10 protein-coding genes are annotated in these 16,765 nt (G+C 73.2%); 2 read left to right on the top strand and 8 right to left on the bottom strand.

Annotated features, from left to right (window positions below):
- Positions 1–1,184, bottom strand: a 1,184-nt coding sequence (locus tag AB0I11_RS32960; RefSeq protein ID WP_357329612.1) for a VCBS repeat-containing protein, incomplete at its 3' end; no start/stop codon positions are given.
- Positions 1,185–1,525: 341 nt separating this feature from the next.
- On the opposite strand from AB0I11_RS32960, the gene AB0I11_RS32955 reads away from it, so the two are divergent.
- On the top strand, positions 1,526–2,653 hold the full coding sequence (locus tag AB0I11_RS32955) for a LacI family DNA-binding transcriptional regulator (RefSeq protein ID WP_357329610.1): 1,128 nt from the start codon (positions 1,526–1,528) through the stop codon (positions 2,651–2,653).
- Here the strand turns inward: AB0I11_RS32955 and AB0I11_RS32950 are convergent.
- The 7 genes from AB0I11_RS32950 to AB0I11_RS32920 all read right to left on the bottom strand — a co-directional run bounded on the left by AB0I11_RS32950 (position 2,582) and on the right by AB0I11_RS32920 (position 15,008).
- Positions 2,582–4,216 (bottom strand): fucose isomerase, encoded by a 1,635-nt coding sequence (locus AB0I11_RS32950; RefSeq protein WP_357329608.1) that lies wholly within the window; start codon positions 4,214–4,216, stop codon positions 2,582–2,584. The two genes, AB0I11_RS32955 and AB0I11_RS32950, sit on opposite strands and share 72 nt — an antisense overlap.
- Entirely contained in the window at positions 4,213–5,781 is a 1,569-nt protein-coding gene (locus AB0I11_RS32945) for an FGGY family carbohydrate kinase (protein ID WP_357329606.1), read from the bottom strand. The genes AB0I11_RS32950 and AB0I11_RS32945 overlap by 4 nt, the downstream gene beginning before the upstream one ends.
- A gap of 27 nt (positions 5,782–5,808) precedes the next feature.
- The gene (locus AB0I11_RS32940) at positions 5,809–6,810 is read right to left on the bottom strand and encodes a substrate-binding domain-containing protein (RefSeq protein WP_357329604.1); all 1,002 of its coding nucleotides are present in this window, start codon (positions 6,808–6,810) and stop codon (positions 5,809–5,811) included.
- Positions 6,811–6,836: 26 nt separating this feature from the next.
- The gene (locus AB0I11_RS32935) at positions 6,837–7,928 is read right to left on the bottom strand and encodes an ABC transporter permease (RefSeq protein ID WP_357329601.1); all 1,092 of its coding nucleotides are present in this window, start codon (positions 7,926–7,928) and stop codon (positions 6,837–6,839) included.
- Complete coding sequence (locus AB0I11_RS32930; RefSeq protein WP_357329599.1) at positions 7,928–9,520, bottom strand: sugar ABC transporter ATP-binding protein; 1,593 nt, start codon at positions 9,518–9,520, stop codon at positions 7,928–7,930. Before AB0I11_RS32930 ends, AB0I11_RS32935 begins: the two co-directional genes overlap by 1 nt.
- An 86-nt stretch (positions 9,521–9,606) precedes the next feature.
- Entirely contained in the window at positions 9,607–11,733 is a 2,127-nt protein-coding gene (locus AB0I11_RS32925) for a family 43 glycosylhydrolase (RefSeq protein ID WP_357329597.1), read from the bottom strand.
- Entirely contained in the window at positions 11,733–15,008 is a 3,276-nt protein-coding gene (locus AB0I11_RS32920; protein WP_357329595.1) for a DUF2961 domain-containing protein, read from the bottom strand. Before AB0I11_RS32920 ends, AB0I11_RS32925 begins: the two co-directional genes overlap by 1 nt.
- A gap of 498 nt (positions 15,009–15,506) precedes the next feature.
- Between AB0I11_RS32920 and AB0I11_RS32915 the strand changes: the two genes are divergently transcribed.
- The coding region (locus tag AB0I11_RS32915; RefSeq protein WP_357329593.1) for a VCBS repeat domain-containing M23 family metallopeptidase at positions 15,507–16,765 on the top strand (1,259 nt) is incomplete at its 3' end.

Below are 16,765 nucleotides of genomic sequence, written 5' to 3'. Positions count from 1 at the left end.
CAGGTGAAGGTGACGATGTCGTCGCGGCCGTCGCCGTTGATGTCGCCGACGCGGGGTTGTTCGGTGCCGACGGCGAACAGGTCGTGCCATTTCTGCGGCGCCCCGAAGGACGTGCCGGTGGACAGCGCCACGATGACGTCGGACGCCGACGCGGGGCCCTGGGTGAAGGTGATCAGATCATCGCGCCCGTCACCGTTGACGTCACCCAACGCCGGGAACTCCCCCGCGATCGAGAAGAACTCGTGCCACTTCACCCCCGGACCGAACGACGACCCGGTGGACAACGCCACATACACATCCGCCGCCGCGTCGTGGGTGAACGTCACGATGTCGTCGCGACCGTCGCCGTTCACGTCACCCACGGCGGCGATCTCCGCGCCCGGCGCGAACCAGTCGTGCCACTTCTGGCCGCCGGTGAAGGACGTACCGGTGGACAGCGCCACGTACACGTCGCCCGTGTTGCTGTGCGCGAAGGTGACGATGTCGTCGCGGCCGTCGCCGTTGACGTCACCGGTCGACGCGGTCTCGCCGCCGATGGAGAAGAAGTCGTTCCACTTGACCGAGGTGCCCGCGAAGCCGGTGCCGGTGGAGGTGCTCACGTAGACGTCGGCGAGGGAGTTCTGGGTGAAGGCGAGGACGTCGTCGCGGCCGTCGCCGTTGACGTCGGTCGACGATCCGCCGGCCATGCCGTGGAACCGGGCCGCCTGGTTGAGCAGCGTCCGCGCGGTCGCCGCCGCCTGGTCGTACCGGTCGGGGAAGCCGGAGCGCTGCACGCACTGGGCCACCTGGCCGGCGCTGTAGCCGGGGTTGTCGCGGTCGCAGACGATGGCCCGGGTGACGTACTGCGTGGTGGCGTAGACCGGGTCCATGATCTGCTCCGGGGTGCCCCAGCCGTAGTCCCAGCGCTGCTGGAAGACGCCCAGGGACGACTTGTCGCCGCAGGGCAGGTTGTTCAGGTGGGATTCGACCCAGCCGGCCTCGAAGGTGGAGAGCATGACCTTGTCGTTCGCGTCGTGGGCGCGGGCCACCCGGTAGACGATCAGGGTGACGGCGGGGTCGTGGGTGGCGGGCACGGACGGGCAGGCCAGTGTGCCGATCGGCGCGGCGGTCGCCGGCGCGCCGGCCCAGCCGGACGCGACCGTCACGCAGAGGGCGACCAGCATCGCCAGCGGTCTTGGTCTCACGGTGCTCCTCGGGGCGGGCGGGCGCGACACGGGCGCGGGTGAGAAATCGATTGCTGACGAGTGTTGTAGTCATCAGGATCGATGTCAATGCGTTCCGGAAGGAATCTGCCGCCCGATCGGCGACCGCCGGTAGGAATCTTCTGAACCGCGGCGCACCCAGCAACGTCCCGGTGGTCGGGACGGTCCCGGCGGGCGGCGGCCCGACCGGAAATCGATTACTTGCCCGGGATAGGATTCCGGCGGTCCCCGGGGGCGGCGGCCCCGACCGTGGGTCGTGTTCCGCACCGGAGACCGTGTGAGCCGGGCCGGGCCAGCCCTGTGCGACGAACGATGGGGGCGGGATGACGACCATCTACGACGTGGCGCGGAAGGCGGGGGTGTCGCCGGCGACCGTCTCCCGGGTCCTGAACGGACGCGCCTCGGTCGACCCGGAGATGGCCGCCCGGGTACGGCAGGCGACGGTCGACCTGGATTACCGGCCCAACGCCGTCGCCCGCAGCCTGCGCCGCAGCCGGACCAGCCTGTGGGCGGTGATCATCTCCGACATCGGCAACCCCTTCTTCACCTCGATGGTGCGCGGCGTCGAGGACGTCGCGCAGGAGGCGGGATTCTCCGTCGTCCTCTGCAACGGGGACGAGAATCCGGAGAAGGAGGCGCGCTACGTGGCCGCCGCCCTCGCCGAGCGGATGGCCGGCGTGATCATCTCCTCGTCGGGCCGGCCGGCGCTGATCAACCGCCTGGTCCAGGCGGGCATCCCGGTCGTGGCCATCGACCGGCAGCCGCGCGGCATCGCCGTGGACACCGTGCTGGTCGACAACACCCACGGCGCCGAGCTGGCGACGGCCCACCTGATCGACAACGGGTACCGCCGCATCGCCTGCATCACCGGCCCCCGCCGGATCTCCACCGCCATGCACCGGCTGCGCGGCTACCAGAAGGCGCTGAAGGCCAGCGGGAAACCGGCGCCCGACGAGCTGATCCGGTACGCCGACTTCCGCGAGGAGGGCGGCTACCGGGCGATGGCGTCGCTGCTGGCGACGGAGGAGCCGCCGGACGCGGTGTTCGCGACCAACAACCTGATGACCGTGGGCGCGGTCGAGTGCCTGGTCGACAGCGGTATCGGCGTGCCGGACCGGTGCGGCATCGTCGGCTTCGACGACATCCCGTGGGCACACCTGGTCCGGCCGTCGCTGAGCACCGTCACGCAGCCCACCTACGACCTCGGGCGGAGCGCGGCCGCGCTGCTCGTCGAGCGCATCGCCGATCCGGCGAAGGCGCCCTCGACCGTGGTGCTCCGCACCGAGCTGCGGGTACGGGAGAGCTCCACCCCATCCAGCGGGCGGACCGGCGCGGCGGCCGGCCGGCCGCACCGGCGCCGACCGGCCGGCCGGGCCGGCTCACACGTCGACCGCGCCGCAGAGGTGGACCCGTACGCCGAGGGCGGCGAAGAACGCGGCCTTCACCCGTAGCGCCCGGTCGGCGGTGGGCGCGTCCGGCGCGTAGACCACGTTGACGTGGTTCGCCTTGTGCCGGGCCATCAACTGATCACGGCCCACGCCGTGCAGCACCGCGTGCATGATCGGCCACTGCGGCGTGGTGGCCTCGAGGCGTCGCCGGGTCTCCGCCTCCGGCAGCTCGACCACGGTGCCCCGGCCGAGGTCCACGTGCAGGACCCCGGCCATGATGAAGACCCGCGACCACACGATCTCCCCCGGCTTGGACACCCCGCTCAGGGTGCCGCCGCCGAGCGGGAAGTACATCGGCGGCTGGCGCATGCTGTACGAGCGGTCGTAGCCGCCGTGGTGCGACGCCGGCACCGAACCGGAGATCTCGAAGACCCAGACGAAGTCGTCGCCGTACCGCTCGCCCCACCGGATGTCGTGCAGGGTGGTGGCCGGGTCCAGGCCCATCGCGGTCCAGATCCGGTTGGTGATCAACGAGTCGACGGCGACACCCTCGTCGACCTCGTTGAAGTGCGGCAACGCCGCCCCCGGGTACAGCTCCCGGGAACCGTCGCGGCTGGTCACCGGGGGCCGCAGCACGTTGTTCAGCAGCCCCTCGGCCAGATCGCTGGCCGGCACGGTGTCCTTGAGGCCCTGCTGGTACTGGATGCCCACCGCGTCCAGGCCGAAGTCGTCGGCGATGCGCAGCGCGGCGATGTACATCCTGCACTGGCTGAGCAGCTGCGCCTCGGTCAGTTCGGTGGCCTCGTCGGTGCCGGCGTGGAACGTCATGCCGGCCGCGTCGAGCCAGGCGCGCACCGCCCGCGCCTCCGCGTCCGGCACCCGGGCCATCTCGGCCACCAGCGCGCTCTGCGAGAGCCGCTCCTTGAAGATGCCGAGCGGGTTGAGCAGCTCGTCGTCGATGATGGCGTTGTACATGCCCATGCAGCCCTCGTCGAAGACGCCGATGATGGCCCGCTGGGTGACCAGTTGCCGGGCCAGCGCCTCGCCCAGTTCGACCTCCGGGTCGGGCGGCAGCGCGGGCAGGTCGCGCACGTGGCTTTCGTCGTGCGCCAGCTCGCCGGTCTCCAGCCACTGCTTCAGGCCGTCGCGCGCCCACTCGTCGGTGAAGTCCTCGCTCCACAGCGTGGCGTACCGCACGCCCGCCTTGGTGAGGCTGCCGGCGAGGTTGAGCAGGCCGACCAGGCCCGGGTACTGCCCGCTCCAGTTCGCCACCAGCAGGATCGGCCCGCGGTGGGCGCGCAGGCCGGCCAGCACGTGGTGGCTGTACTGCCAGACCGCCTCGACCACGATGAGCGGGGCCTCCGCCGGGATGGTCTTGAATACCTCGATCCCGGCCCGCTGGCTGTCGATGAAGCCGTGGCCGGCGACCGGGTCGACGTCGTGGCCCCGGCGGGACTGCCAGCCGAGCGCCGTGAGCGCGGCGGCGAGGTCGGCCTCCAGCTGCCGCTGGGTCGGCCAGCAGGTGACGTTGGCGCTCAACCGCAGGTCGCCGCTGGCCACCGTGTAGACGGTGCGGGGCGGGGCGGCCGGCGGCTCGGTCAGCACGGGCAGGGTGTAACGGGTCACGGGGCGGCTCCCTCGGCGGTCGGGTGTCGGGTGGCTCGGGCTTCGGTCAACAGGCGTTCCTGCCGGGCGGCCAGGGCATGGGTGACCGTCCGGGAGCCGGCGTACAGCTCGCGGTAGAGCCGGTAGAGCTCGTCGTAGTCGGCGGCGACCTCGGGTCGCGGCCGCCGGACCGCGGTGACCGGATTCCACTCCTCGATCGAGACGTCCTGCCCGGTCCGGGCGGCCAGGAAGGCCGCGCCGTAGCTGGCGCCGATGGTCTGGGCCGGGATCTGCTGGGCCCGCCCGGTGACGTCCGAGACGATCTGCGTCCAGAGCCGGCCCTGGGTGCCGCCGCCGACGGCGACGATCCGGCGGATGTCGCCGCCGGCCGCCTCGATCGTCTCGAGGTTGTGGCGCACCGCCAGCGCGGTCGCCTCCAGCGCGGCCCGGTAGAGGTCACCGGGGCCGTGGGCGAGCGTGAGGCCGGCCACCAGACCGCGGGCGTCCGGGTCCAGGATGGGGGTCCGCTCCCCGGCGAAGTACGGCATCATGAGCAACCCGCGGGCGCCGGGACCGGAGCGTTCGGCGAGCTGGAGCAGGTCGGCGTAGTCGGGGCCGCCGAACAGGTCGCGGAGCCAGCCGGTGATCGCGCCGGCGGTCGCCAGGCCGCCGGCCAGGTTGCGGGTGCCGGGCAGGGCGCCGACCGTGCCCCAGAGGGACGGGCTGGTCAGCCGGTGCGGGACGGTGTGCACCAGGAACATGGTGGTGCCGTACATCAGCATCAGGTCGCCCACGCGCTGGGCGCCGACGCTGATCGCCTCCGACCAGGCGTCGATCGTGCCGGCCACCACCGGTATGCCGGCCGGCAGCCCGGTGGCGGCGGCCGCCCCGGCCGTCACCGCGCCCGCCACGTCGCCCGGCCAGCACAGCGGTGGCAGCGCCAGCCGGGGGGCGACCGGGTCCACCCACGGCCGGTACCAGTCCTGGGCGTCGGTGTCGTAGAACGGCGTGCACTGGCTGGCCGAGTGCTGGTCGAGCAGGTACCGGCCGGTGAGCTGGTAGGCCAGCCACGAGCTGGGCATGAAGAGCCGACGGGCCCGGGCGAACAGGTCCGGCTCCTCCTCCGCGACCCAGGCGATCTTCGGCCCGGCTGCCTGGCTGGACAGCGCCGAACCGCACCGCCGCAGGATCTCCTCGGTGCCGAACCGCTCGTTCATGCCGGCGATCTGGGCGCCGGCCCGGGTGTCGACGCCGTACAGGATGGCCGGGCGCAGCGGCGTGCCGGCGGCGTCGGTGAGCAGCACGCAGGGGCCCATGCCGCTGACCCCGACCGCGAGCACCCGCACCCCACCCGGGGCCAGCAGGTCCCGGGTGAGGGCGACGAACTCCTGCCACCAGAGCCGCCCGTCCATCTCGACCCGGCCGGGCCGTGGCCGCTCCACCCGGTGGGCCACCGTCCGCGAGCGGACCAGCCGCCCGTCGAGGCCGACGAGGACGCCCTTGCTGCTGGAGGTGCCGATGTCCACGCCGAGCACCACCGGTGTCGGCCGGCCGCCGGCCCGCTCCGGCACCGGTTCGCCGCCCATGCCCGCTCCCCCGACCGCCGCCCGCGCTCAGGCGCCGCCGAGCTTCGCGTACGCCTCGGCCGCGTTCTCCCGGGTGATCCGCATGGTGCCCAGCGTGGTGCTGCGCGGGATGTCCTTGCTGCAGTCGACGAGGATCTTCCGGGCCAGGTCGATCGCCTCCCGGCCGCCGGTGGCGTACTGGAAGGTCGCGGCGAGCCGGCCCTGCTGCACGGCCCTGATGCCGCCGGAGGGCACCGGAAGCGCGTCGATGCCGGTGAACTTGATCTTCTTTTCCACCCCGGCCGCCTTCGCCGCGAGGTAGGCGCCCTCGGCCATCGGGTCGTTGTGCGCGTAGATGGCGGACACGTCCGGGTGCGCCTTGAGCAGCGCGTCGGCCACCGACTGCCCCTTCTCCCGCAGCCAGTCCCCTGGCTGCGAGGCGACGATCTCGATCTTCGGGTTGCCGGCGATGCCCTCGCGGAAGCCCTGCGCCCGCTCGGCGGCGGGCGTCGAGCCCGGCAGCCCGGCGATCTCGATGACCTTGCCGCCGGCGGGCAGCAGCGTCGAGGCGTAGAACTCGCCGGCCGCCTTGCCGATCGCGACGTTGTCGCCGCCGATGAACGCCGTGTACGCCTCACCCTCGACCTTGCGGTCCAGCACGATGACCGGGACGCCCTGGTCGTACGCCTTCTTCACCACCGCGGTCAGCGGCTTGGCCTCGTTCGGCGAGATGATCAGCAGGTTGATCCGCTGGGTGAGGAAGTTCTCCACGTCGGCGACCTGCTTGCTGTTGTCCTGCGCGGCGTCGGAGACCACCACCCGGAAGCCGGGCACGGACCGCGCCGCCGTCTCCACGTCGTTGTTCATCACCTGCCGGTACGGCTCGGCGTTGTTGGCCTGCGACATGCCGATCAGGAAGTTCTTGCCGCTGCCACAGGAGCGGGCGGCGCCGGCGTCGGCCTGGTCGGACGGCTTCTCCACGCTGCATCCGGTGGCGGTCACGACCGCGCCGGTGACGAGCAACGCGAGCAGGGCGGTACGGGTACGCATATCGGGCTCCTCGGGGGTCGGTTCGATCAGGCGATGCCGCGGCGCAGCTTCTGCAGGGCGGCGGCGGCCACGATCACCAGTCCTTTGATCAGCAGTTGGACGTTGGCGTCGATGTTGTTGAGCGCGAGGATGTTGTTGAGGATGCCGAGCAGCAGCGCGCCGGCGAGGGTGCCACCCATCGACCCGGAGCCGCCGGCCAGGCTGGTCCCCCCGATCACCACCGCGGCGATCGCGTCCAGCTCGTAGCCGGCGCCGTCGTTCGGGCTGCCCTGGTTGAGCTGTCCCGCGTGGACGACCCCGGCGACCGCCGCCAGCAAGCCGGCGACGGCGAAGACGGCGACCTTGACCCGGGTGACCGGAACACCCGAGAGGCGGGCCGCCTTCTCGTTGCCACCGATCGCGTAGACGTGCCGGGCGAACGCGGTGGTCCGCAGCACGGCGATGGCGGCCACGCCGATGGCGATGAAGAGCACCGCCGGCACGGGGAGGACCCCGTTGATGGAGCCGTTGAGGAGTTCGAAGGCGGGCGGGGCCTGCTGGGGCCCGTCGCCGTAGGCGATCGGGATGCCGAGCCCGCCCGACCAGATGCGCGCCAGTCCCCGGGCGACCTGGAGTCCGGCCAGCGTGACGATGAACGACTGGATGCCGAGGCGGGCGATGGCGTACCCCTGCACGGCGCCGAAGAGCCCGCCGAGCACGAGGACCGCGGCGACCGCGGGCAGGATGCCGAGGCCGGAGTCGACCATGAGCGTCGCGGTGCCCACCGCCGACAGGCCGAGGATGGCGCCGACCGACAGGTCGATGCCGCCCAGCAGGATGACGAAGGTCATGCCGACCGCGATGATGCCGATCTCCGACACCGCGCGGACGATGTTGCCCAGGTTGCCGGCGCTCAGGAAGAGGATCTCGCCGTCGCGGCGGGGCGAGGCGAGGATGGCGACGGCGAACACCACCGGCAGCGCGAAGAGGCTCTGCGCGGCGAAGAGGCGGTCGGCGAGTTCGCGGCGGCTGCGCGGCCGGCGCAGCCAGCGGGCCGCGGTCGCGCGCAGCCCGACCGTGCCGGCGGCGGGCGGGACCGCGGTCACGGCGGGCTCCGGCGGCACCCGGGTGTCGGTCATCAGGCGTCCCTTCCGGCGGCCGGGCCGCCCATCGCCGCGGCGAGAATGTCGGCGCCGGTGCAGTCGGTGGTGGGCAGGTCGGCCACGGCACGGCCGCCGCGCAGCACGACGACCCGGTCGCAGACCCCGATCAGCTCGGGCAGTTCGGAGGAGGCGAGCAGGATGCCCATGCCCCCGTCGGCGAGCCGGCGCAGCAGCCGGTAGATCTCGGCCTTGGCGCCGATGTCGACGCCGCGGGTCGGCTCGTCCAGCAGCAGCAGCCGCGGGCCGGCGAGCAGGTGCCGCGCGAAGATCACTTTTTGCTGGTTGCCGCCGGACAGGGCGCCGACCGGCGCCGCTGCGGAGGGCGTCTTGATGGCCAGTTCGGCGATCTTCTGCCGGACCGCCGAGCGCTCCCGGCGGCGGCGGACGATCCCGGCCGTGGTGACCGTGCCCAGGGCGGCCAGCACGATGCTGCGCCCGACCGGATGCTCGAGCACCAGCGCGGAGCGCCGGCGGTCCTCGGGCACGAAGCCGACGCCGGCCCGCAGCGCCGCGCGCGGGTGGCGCGGCGCGTACGGGCGGCCGGCCAGCCGGACGGTGCCGGTGCGCCGGCCGGGCGGCCCGGCGCCGTAGAGCGTCTCCAGCAGTTCCGTGCGTCCGGCGCCCATCAGGCCGGCCAGGCCGACGATCTCGCCGGCGCGCACGGTGAGGTTGACCCCGGCCGGCTCCGAGCGGCCGGGCCGGGCGGCCTTCGGCCGCACGGTGAGGTCGGTGATCTCCAGCAGGGGCTGGCCGGCGTGCCCGCCCGCGCTGCCCGGGGGATGGTGCGCGGCGTCGTCGGGGGACGCCGCCGGAGCCTCCGGCGCGAAGAGCGAGCCGACCGGCCGGCCCACCATCAGGGCGATGATCTGCCGGCGGTCCAGCTGCCCCGACCGCACGACGCCGGCCACCCGGCCGTTGCGCAGCACCGTCACCCGGTCCGCGACGACCTCGATCTCCTCCATCCGGTGCGAGATGTAGACCACCGCGACCCCGCGCCCGCGCAGGCCGTCGATGGTGTGGAAGAGCCGCCGCACCTCCGCGTCGGCGAGGGCGGCGGTCGGCTCGTCCATGATGAGCACGCGGGCGTCGAGCGCGAGGGCCTTCGCGATCTCGACCAGCTGCTGCTCCCCCACCCGCAGCGAGCCGACCGGCCGGCGCGGGTCGAGGTCGGCGCCGAGCTGGTCCAGCTGCTCCCGGGCGGTACGCAGCATGGCCCGCCGGTCGACGGTCCGCAGGCGGGTGCGGGGCTCGCGGCCCAGCACCAGGTTCTCGGCCACCGACAGCGCCGGCACCAGGTCGAGTTCCTGGTGGATGGTGGCGATGCCGGCCGCCTGCGCGGCGGCCGGTCCGGTGAAGCGGACCGGCCGGCCGTCGACCGCGACCGCACCGTCGTAGTCGGTGATCACGCCGGAGAGGATGTTGATCAGTGTGGACTTCCCGGCGCCGTTCTCGCCGAGCAGCGCGTGCACCTCGCCTGACCGGAGCGCGACGTCGACGCCGTCGAGGGCCAGCACGCCGCCGAACCGCTTGGCGATGCCGGTCATGCCGACCACCAGCCGGTCCTCCATGCCCGCCTCCCCCGGTCCGGTGAGAAATCGATTTCTGGTGTCGGGAAAATTAGATACTTTTCGATCTCCTGTCAACCGTCGCGGGCTCAGGGCACGGCGTTGATCGCGGTGTAGGCGGTGTCGGCGAAGGCGACGTCCCGGCGCACCCCGCTCGCCGTGAACCGCCAGGTGCCGCCGGGATACTGCCCGGGCGCCCAGGACGTGCCACCCGAGCGCCACAACGGCTGCCAGGCCGCCATCCCGTGGCCGGCGTCGTACCAGGTGTTGTCGCCGCGCCAGGCCGACGCCCACCGGTGCACGGCCACCACCGAGAGCCCGTCGCCGGTGGCCATGGTCCAGCGCGGCATGCCGGCCACGTCACCGGTGGGCCGGGCCTCCACCGCCGGGTCCCCGACCGCCGGCAGCGCGCCGTCCACGTTGAACGCCACCTCCCAGACCGCCGCCGTCGGCCAGTTGTTGACCGACCAGGTGACGTCGCTCTGCAGGGCCGGACCGGTCCACCGGGGTGCCACCGTCAGCAGCCAGTCGGCGGTGACCGGCTCGTCCCCGAACGGGATGCCGACCAGGTTGATCCGGGCGCCGTCCGCCGACACGTCGACCCGCGCCGGTGCGCCGGCCCGGTCCGTCACGTCGAAGCGCCCGACCGCGAGGTACGGGCCGGTGCCGCGGTGCGACGAGTCGAGCGCCGGCCGGTAGTTGCCGGCCCCCGCCGGATCCACCGCCAGCGCGGCGATCCGGGCGTTCGGCCAGGTGCGGACGTCCGCCCGGAGGAACCCGGTACTCACCGTGTAGCCGCGGGCCACCACCCCGGTCGACCAGGTCAACGGGGCCAGCCACAGCCCACCCTGCCCCCAGCCGGCATGGCTGAGGTACCAGTTCGGGCCGTCCACGACCACCTCGGCGGCGTGCGCGTCCAGCACCGTCACCCTCTCCGCGCCGTCGAAGCGCAGCGGGTCACGGCTGCGGTAGACCGCCGTCCGCCGGTACGCGGCGCCGTAGTCGGTGCCGTCACAGCAGACGAAGAGGTACCACCACTCCCCCCGGCGCACCACGAACGGCGATTCCGTCTGCCCGCCCGCCTGCCCGGTGTACGGCGACGCGTAGGCGATCCCCCGGGCGCTCCAGGTCCGCAGGTCGGTGCTGGTCCGGTACGCCACGACATGGTTGCCGCCGGTCGGGCTCGAGGTCGCCGTGTAGTACATGACCCAGCGGTCGCCGACCCTGGTCACCATGGGATCCCGGGCCTCCCACCCGTCGACGAAGAGCGGGTTGGCGGCGCTGCGGGTCCAGGTGAAGAGGTCCGTCGAGGTGGCCAGGTGCATCCGGTAGTGCGCGTAGTCCGGGCTCCCGGCCGCGTAGAACATGTAATAGACGCCGTTGTCGTAGACCACGTGCGGGGCCCAGATCCACTGCTCGCCCCGGCCGGGGTCGGCGACCAGCGCGGTGGGCTGCCTGGTCCACGGCCCGGTCGGCGTCGGCGCCGTCGCGTGCCCGAAGGACCGCTCGTCCTGCGGGGCGCCGGGCTCGGCGTGGGTGATGGCGAAGGCGTGCCAGACCCCGGTCTGCTGGTTCCGCACGATGGTGTGGTCGTTGTAGTACCAGCTCGTCGACTCGCCCGCGCCCGGGTCGTAGACGCGGGTCAGCGCGCCCCGCACCGGCGTCTCGCCGACCGCCTCGTACGGCTTCGTGGTGACCGCCGCCAGCGGTCCCACCCGGCGCAGGGTCACCGTGTCCAGACCGGCGAAGAAGCCGACCGAGGACGCGGCCCGGCCGGTCACCGTCACGGTCAGCCGGTGGTTGCCGGCGGTCAGCGACGCCGAGCCCAGCGGCACCGCGCCGGTGCGCTGCACGCTGCCCGCGTAGCCGTCGAAGAGTTGGCCGACCGCCACCCCGTCGACGGCGAACCGCAGCGTGCCGTAGTCACCGGCCCGGGTGAGCACCGCACCCAGGTCGTACTGACCGGCCGGCACCGACGGCAGCGTGACGGTCAGCGCGTCGCCGGCCCGGCCGGCGCGGAACCAGAGTTGCCGCCCGCCCGACCAGCTCACCCCGCAGCAGTCGGCCTGCGCCTCGACGGGCGCCGTGGCCGAGACGACCGGCAGCGACTCGGCCTCGACCCGGACCGGCTCGTCGGCGGCGGCGGCCGGGCCCGCCGGGACGGCCACCAGCGCCGCGCCGAGCAGGAGCACCGCGAACATCCGGTGGGCGCGCATCACGACACGCTCGGGCGGGGCAGGTCGCTGCCGGGCGCGAACTGGTCGTGCCACCGGTCGGCCGCCGGGCCGAACCGACCACCGTCGGACAGTGCGACGTACACGTCAGCCTCCGTTCCCCGGGTGAACGACACCACGTCCGCCCGCCCGTCGCCGTTGAAGTCCCCCACCCCGGGCAGGGCGTCCCCAAGGGCGAAGGCGTCGTGCCACTTCCAGGCGTTCTGCCCGAAGCGGCTGCCGTCGGAGAGCGACACGAACACGTCGCCCGCCAGCCCCCGGGTGAACGTCACGATGTCGTCGCGCCCGTCGCCGTCCACGTCGCCCAACGCCGGCAGCTCCGCGCCCACCGCGAAGCTGTCGTGCCACTTCCAGCCGTCCTCGACGAACCGGTTGCCGTCGGAGAGCGACACGAACACGTCGCCCGCCGACCCCCGGGTGAACGTCACGATGTCGTCGCGGCCGTCGCCGTCCACGTCGCCCACCGCCGGGAACTCGTCCCCCACCGCGAAGTGGTCGTGCCACTTGACGCCGGGGCCGAACCCGGAGCCGGTGGAGAGCGCCACGTAGACGTCGGCGGTCGCGCCGCGGGTGAAGGTGATGATGTCGGCGCGGCCGTCGCCGTCGACGTCGCCGACCGCCGGGATCTCGGTGCCGACGGCGAAGAAGTCGTGCCACTTCACCCCGGCCGCGAAGCCGGAGCCGGTGGAGAGCCCGACGTAGACGTCGGCGCTGTCGCCGCGGGTGAAGGTGATGATGTCGGCCCGGCCGTCGCCGTTGACGTCGCCGGTGAGCGGGATCTCCGCGTCCACCGCGAAGAAGTCGTTCCAGGGCTGGCTGTCCGGCCCGAACCGGGCGCCGTCGGAGAGCGCGGTGAACACGTCGGCGGCAGGGCCGCGGGTGAAGTCGACCGCGTCGTCCCGGCGATCACCGTTGGCGTCGCTGGTGTTGCGGGTCCGCGTGGTGGCCGACACCTCGCCCGACGCGGCCGCGGCGTTGCCCGCCGCGTCGACCGCCACCACCCGGTAGTAGCGGGTCTGGCCGGCCGGCAGCGGGCCGTGCCGGAACCCGGTGGCGCGGGTGGTGCCGACCAGGTTGGCGGCGGTGATCGCCACGCCCGGCGTCCGGGACGAGTAGATCCGGTAGCCGACCACGCCCGTGTCGTCGGAGGACGGAGACCAGCTCAGCGCCAGGGCGTGCACCCGCCCACCGCCCAGGGTCGGGGCGGCCACCGGGGTGGGCGCGCTGGTGTCGGTGAACGGTGGCACCATGCTGTCGGCCAGGTATCGCGCGGCGGTCCAGGCCGGGGCGTCCGGCGCCGGGGTGAGCCGCACGGTGACCGTCGAGCGGCCCGCCGTCAGCGCCGCGGGCAGGACGAAGTCGTCGGCCAGCCAGCGCTGCCGGTCGTTGCCCAGCGGCTGCACCCACACCCCGGCCGACGTACCGTCCACCGCGACGGCCGCCTGCTGGTAGCCGCTGCGCTGGTCGCTCTGGCGGCGCAGCCGTACGCCCTGGTTCGCCGGGTCGATCGCCAGCCGGAAGCTGATCGCGGCGCTGCCGGCCCGGACCTGCTCGGTCTGCACGACGGCGTCGTCGTCCCCCTCGAAGCTCGCGGTAAGCGCGGCCTGGGTGGCCGAGTCGGTGTAGCCGTGGGCCGACCGGCTGGCCGCGTCACCGGTGACGACCGTGTCGGTCCGCCGGGTGGCCGCGGTGCGCTGGGTGTAGAGGAAGGCGGTCGAGCCGTACTGCGCCGGCATGTCGTTGGCCGGCCCGTGCTCGATGCCGAACCGCAGCGCGGTGCCGTAGGCCACCGCGTCCCCGATCATCAGCCGGTACGCGGCGTCGCACTCGTCGACGCAACCGCCGACGCGGAACAGGTGTGCGGTGTTGCCGGTGAAGACCCCGCTGTACTCGCCGCGGTTGAAATACCACCCGGACTCGTAGAAGTCCTCGGTGCCGGTGCCGTGGAGCTGCGGCGTCGGCGATCCGTCGACGTACACCCGCTCGTCGCCCTCCAGGTAGTTGCGGGTGTTTCCGCCGGTGATGTGGCCGCGCATGGTCTGCGAGACGCCCACGAACCGGCCCCGGCCGGCCTGGTCCGCGATGATCCAGTCGGCCCCGCCGACGGTCTCGGCGCGGCGGGACTGGGTGCTGAAGTAGCCGTCGGTCCCGCTGGCGGCCAGTCGCTGGGTCCACTCGGTGCCCGGCGCCGACGTCACCTCCGCCTGGACGCCGCTGACCGTGGTGCCGGTCGTGTTCACCAGCGACAGCGTCGCGGTGGACCGGAACGGCATCGGCCACCAGGCGCTGTACCAGCCGCCGGGCGCGGCGTCCATGGCGAACATCAGCGAGCGGACCGCGCGTTCCCCGAGGCCGCCGCCGAAGAACTCGCCGACCGGGCTGTCCACGGTGGTCCGCCCGTCGAAGGTCATCCGCAGCCGCAGGCCGGTGAGGATCGGCTCGGTGGCCACCGCGTCGGGCACCCGTAGCCGCAGCTGGGTGACCGCCCGGGGCCCGGTCAGGGCGGCGAGGGACACCTGGCCCTGCGCGGGCACCGTGACGGTGGTCCGGGCGGTGGTCGCGCCGGGTTGCGCCGGCTTGGGGTCGCGGGTGCCGGCGGCCCGCAGGACGGCGAGGACGTCGGTGGCCTGGTCGGCGGGGTCGAACCGGGACACCCCGACCGGGTCGGCGAAGGTGCGGTAGGTGACGTGGTAGAAGAGCGGGTTGTACTGGGTGGTGATCCGCATGAAGTCGCGGTAGGGCATCGGCACCTTGATGGTGACGCCGCCGGAGGTCTGGTTGGCGTTGCTCACCAGCGGGAAGGTGAACGGGCTGCCGAGCCGGCCGTCGACCAGGTCCTGCAGGTTGGCGTCGATCACCGGGACGCCGTCGAGTTCGATCCGGATCCAGCCGGTGGCGCTGACGTCGCCGTTGTCCCGGGTGAACCAGATCGACTGCACCTCGCCGGCGCCGCGGGCCTCGGCGATCACGCAGCCGCCGAGTTGGCGCAGGCAGGAGTAGGTGCCGCCGAAGCCGTCGTCGTTGGAGCCGTCCCGGCCGAAGCTCGAGAACTGCCGGGTCCGGCTGCCCGCGGCCAGCTCCGGCAGCCGGTCGAGCCGGCGGTAGGCGTCCCAGCCGACCGGGCCCTTGTCGTCGGCCGCCGCAAGGGTGGGGGCCGCGCCGGCGGGCGCGGCGGAGGCGGTCACCGCCGCGGGTGCGGTCACGGCCAGCAGCGCCACGGCGGCGGCACCGAGCCAGCGGGGGATGCGGAGCCTCATCGGTGTCCCTTCCGAGCGGCCGTCGGAGCGGTGAGAAATCGATTGCTGGGGAGTTAACTGCGCCATTCTCACGCTTGTCAATACCTTCCAGCGCGCTTTCCGCCGACGGGCAAATTTCTTCACCCCGAGGGCCCGGCGGGGCGACCGTCCGAGCGGGACGGAGCCGGCCCGCACCGGTGCCCGACCCCGGCCGCCGACCATTTCCACCTGCCCTGACCAGCGAAAACAGGGGCCGAAGGATAGCTTCAGCCGGGCCGATCACCCCGACAGGTATTGACAGACTCCGAAGCGCGCGGTTTCACTTCTCCCCAGCGGCACCTGCCGAGCGAGCCGTCACCCGGGGCGCGAGGTCGCCCGGTCGCCTGCCGTACCGCCGCCGCAGCCTCTCCACCCGGCGCGACCTGCCACGCCCGCCGGTCGGGCGGCACCGGGCTGTCCCCGGCGTGCCCATCGCACCGCTCAACCCCGATCCAGGCATCTCCCGACAGGAGTGACTCCATGTCCCGGCTCCCGACAAGCACCGTCGCGCGCGCCCTCGTCGCGCTGCTCACCGTGGCCGCGGCCGTCCTGACCGGAGTGGTGGCCAGGCCCTCGCCCGCGCTCGCCGCGCCGAACTTCAAGGCGCCGTTCCCCTGCGGGCAGCGGTGGACCTACGACCACCACAGTGCCGAGGTGCGCCAGGCGCTGGACTTCGTCCGGGCCGACGGCGGGGTCACCAACGGCACCCCGCAGGTGGCCTCGGCCGCCGGTGTCGCCCACCGCTACTCCCAGCCCAGCGGCGCGGGCAACTACGTCGCCATCGACCACGGCGGCGGCTGGACCACCTACTACTTCCACCTGAGCGCCTACTCGGTGCCCGACGGCGCCTACGTGCAGCAGGGCCAGCAGATCGGGATCACCGGCAGCACCGGCAACTCCAGCGGCCCGCACCTGCACTACGAGCAGCTCTACAACGGAGTCGGCCAGCCCATCGTGATCAACGGGGTGTCGCTGGCCCCGTACCCCAGCCAGTACAACCAGAAGTTCCTGACCAGCGACAACTGCGGGCCGTCCCGGACCGGCGACGGCTACCTGGCGGGTTCCCCGACGGACTTCACCGGCGACGGCCGCGACGACGTCGTCGCGTTCACCCGGGGCACCCTCAACGACGTCTACGTCGCCTCGTCGACCGGGTCGTCCTTCGCCGGGACGTCGGTCAAGTGGCACGACTTCTTCGGCCTGGACGGCGAGACGCTGCTCTCCGGCGACTTCGACGGCGACGGCCGGGACGACATCGTCACCTTCACCCACGGCTCGCTGGCCGACGTGTACGTGGCGCTGTCCACCGGGACCGGCTTCGGCCCGTCGAGCCGATGGCACGACTGGTTCGCCCCGAACACCGAGGTCCCGGCGGTGGGTGACGTCAACGGCGACGGCCGCGACGACATCGTCACCTTCACCCACGACGACGCCGGCGACGTCTACGTGGCGTTGTCCACCGGGTCGTCCTTCGCCGGGACGGCCACCAAGTGGCACGAGTACTTCTCGATCGCCGGGGAGTACCCGGCGCTCGGTGACGTCAACGGCGACGGGCGCGATGATCTGATCACCTTCACCCAGGGCCCCGCGTCGGCGTCCGACGTCATCGTGGCGCTGTCCACCGGCACCTCCTTCGGCACCCCACAGAAATGGCACGACCTGTTCGCCGTCGGCACCGAACAACCCCGCGTCGGCGACATCAACGGCGACGGCCGCGACGACATCGTCACCTTCACCTG

The organism is Micromonospora sp. NPDC050495 (assembly GCF_040655175.1).
Classification (GTDB): domain Bacteria; phylum Actinomycetota; class Actinomycetes; order Mycobacteriales; family Micromonosporaceae; genus Micromonospora.
This window is presented reverse-complemented; position numbering and strand designations above follow the sequence as displayed.

What these genes read in the sequence shown, in the direction of transcription:
- AB0I11_RS32955 (WP_357329610.1), top strand. Translation starts at nt 1,526, where the DNA reads ATGACGACCATCTACGACGTGGCGCGGAAGGCGGGGGTGTCGCCGGCG.
- AB0I11_RS32945 (WP_357329606.1), bottom strand. Translation starts at nt 5,781, where the DNA reads ATGGGCGGCGAACCGGTGCCGGAGCGGGCCGGCGGCCGGCCGACACCG.
- AB0I11_RS32940 (WP_357329604.1), bottom strand. Translation starts at nt 6,810, where the DNA reads ATGCGTACCCGTACCGCCCTGCTCGCGTTGCTCGTCACCGGCGCGGTC.
- AB0I11_RS32935 (WP_357329601.1), bottom strand. Translation starts at nt 7,928, where the DNA reads ATGACCGACACCCGGGTGCCGCCGGAGCCCGCCGTGACCGCGGTCCCG.
- AB0I11_RS32930 (WP_357329599.1), bottom strand. Translation starts at nt 9,520, where the DNA reads ATGGAGGACCGGCTGGTGGTCGGCATGACCGGCATCGCCAAGCGGTTC.
- AB0I11_RS32925 (WP_357329597.1), bottom strand. Translation starts at nt 11,733, where the DNA reads ATGCGCGCCCACCGGATGTTCGCGGTGCTCCTGCTCGGCGCGGCGCTG.
- AB0I11_RS32920 (WP_357329595.1), bottom strand. Translation starts at nt 15,008, where the DNA reads ATGAGGCTCCGCATCCCCCGCTGGCTCGGTGCCGCCGCCGTGGCGCTG.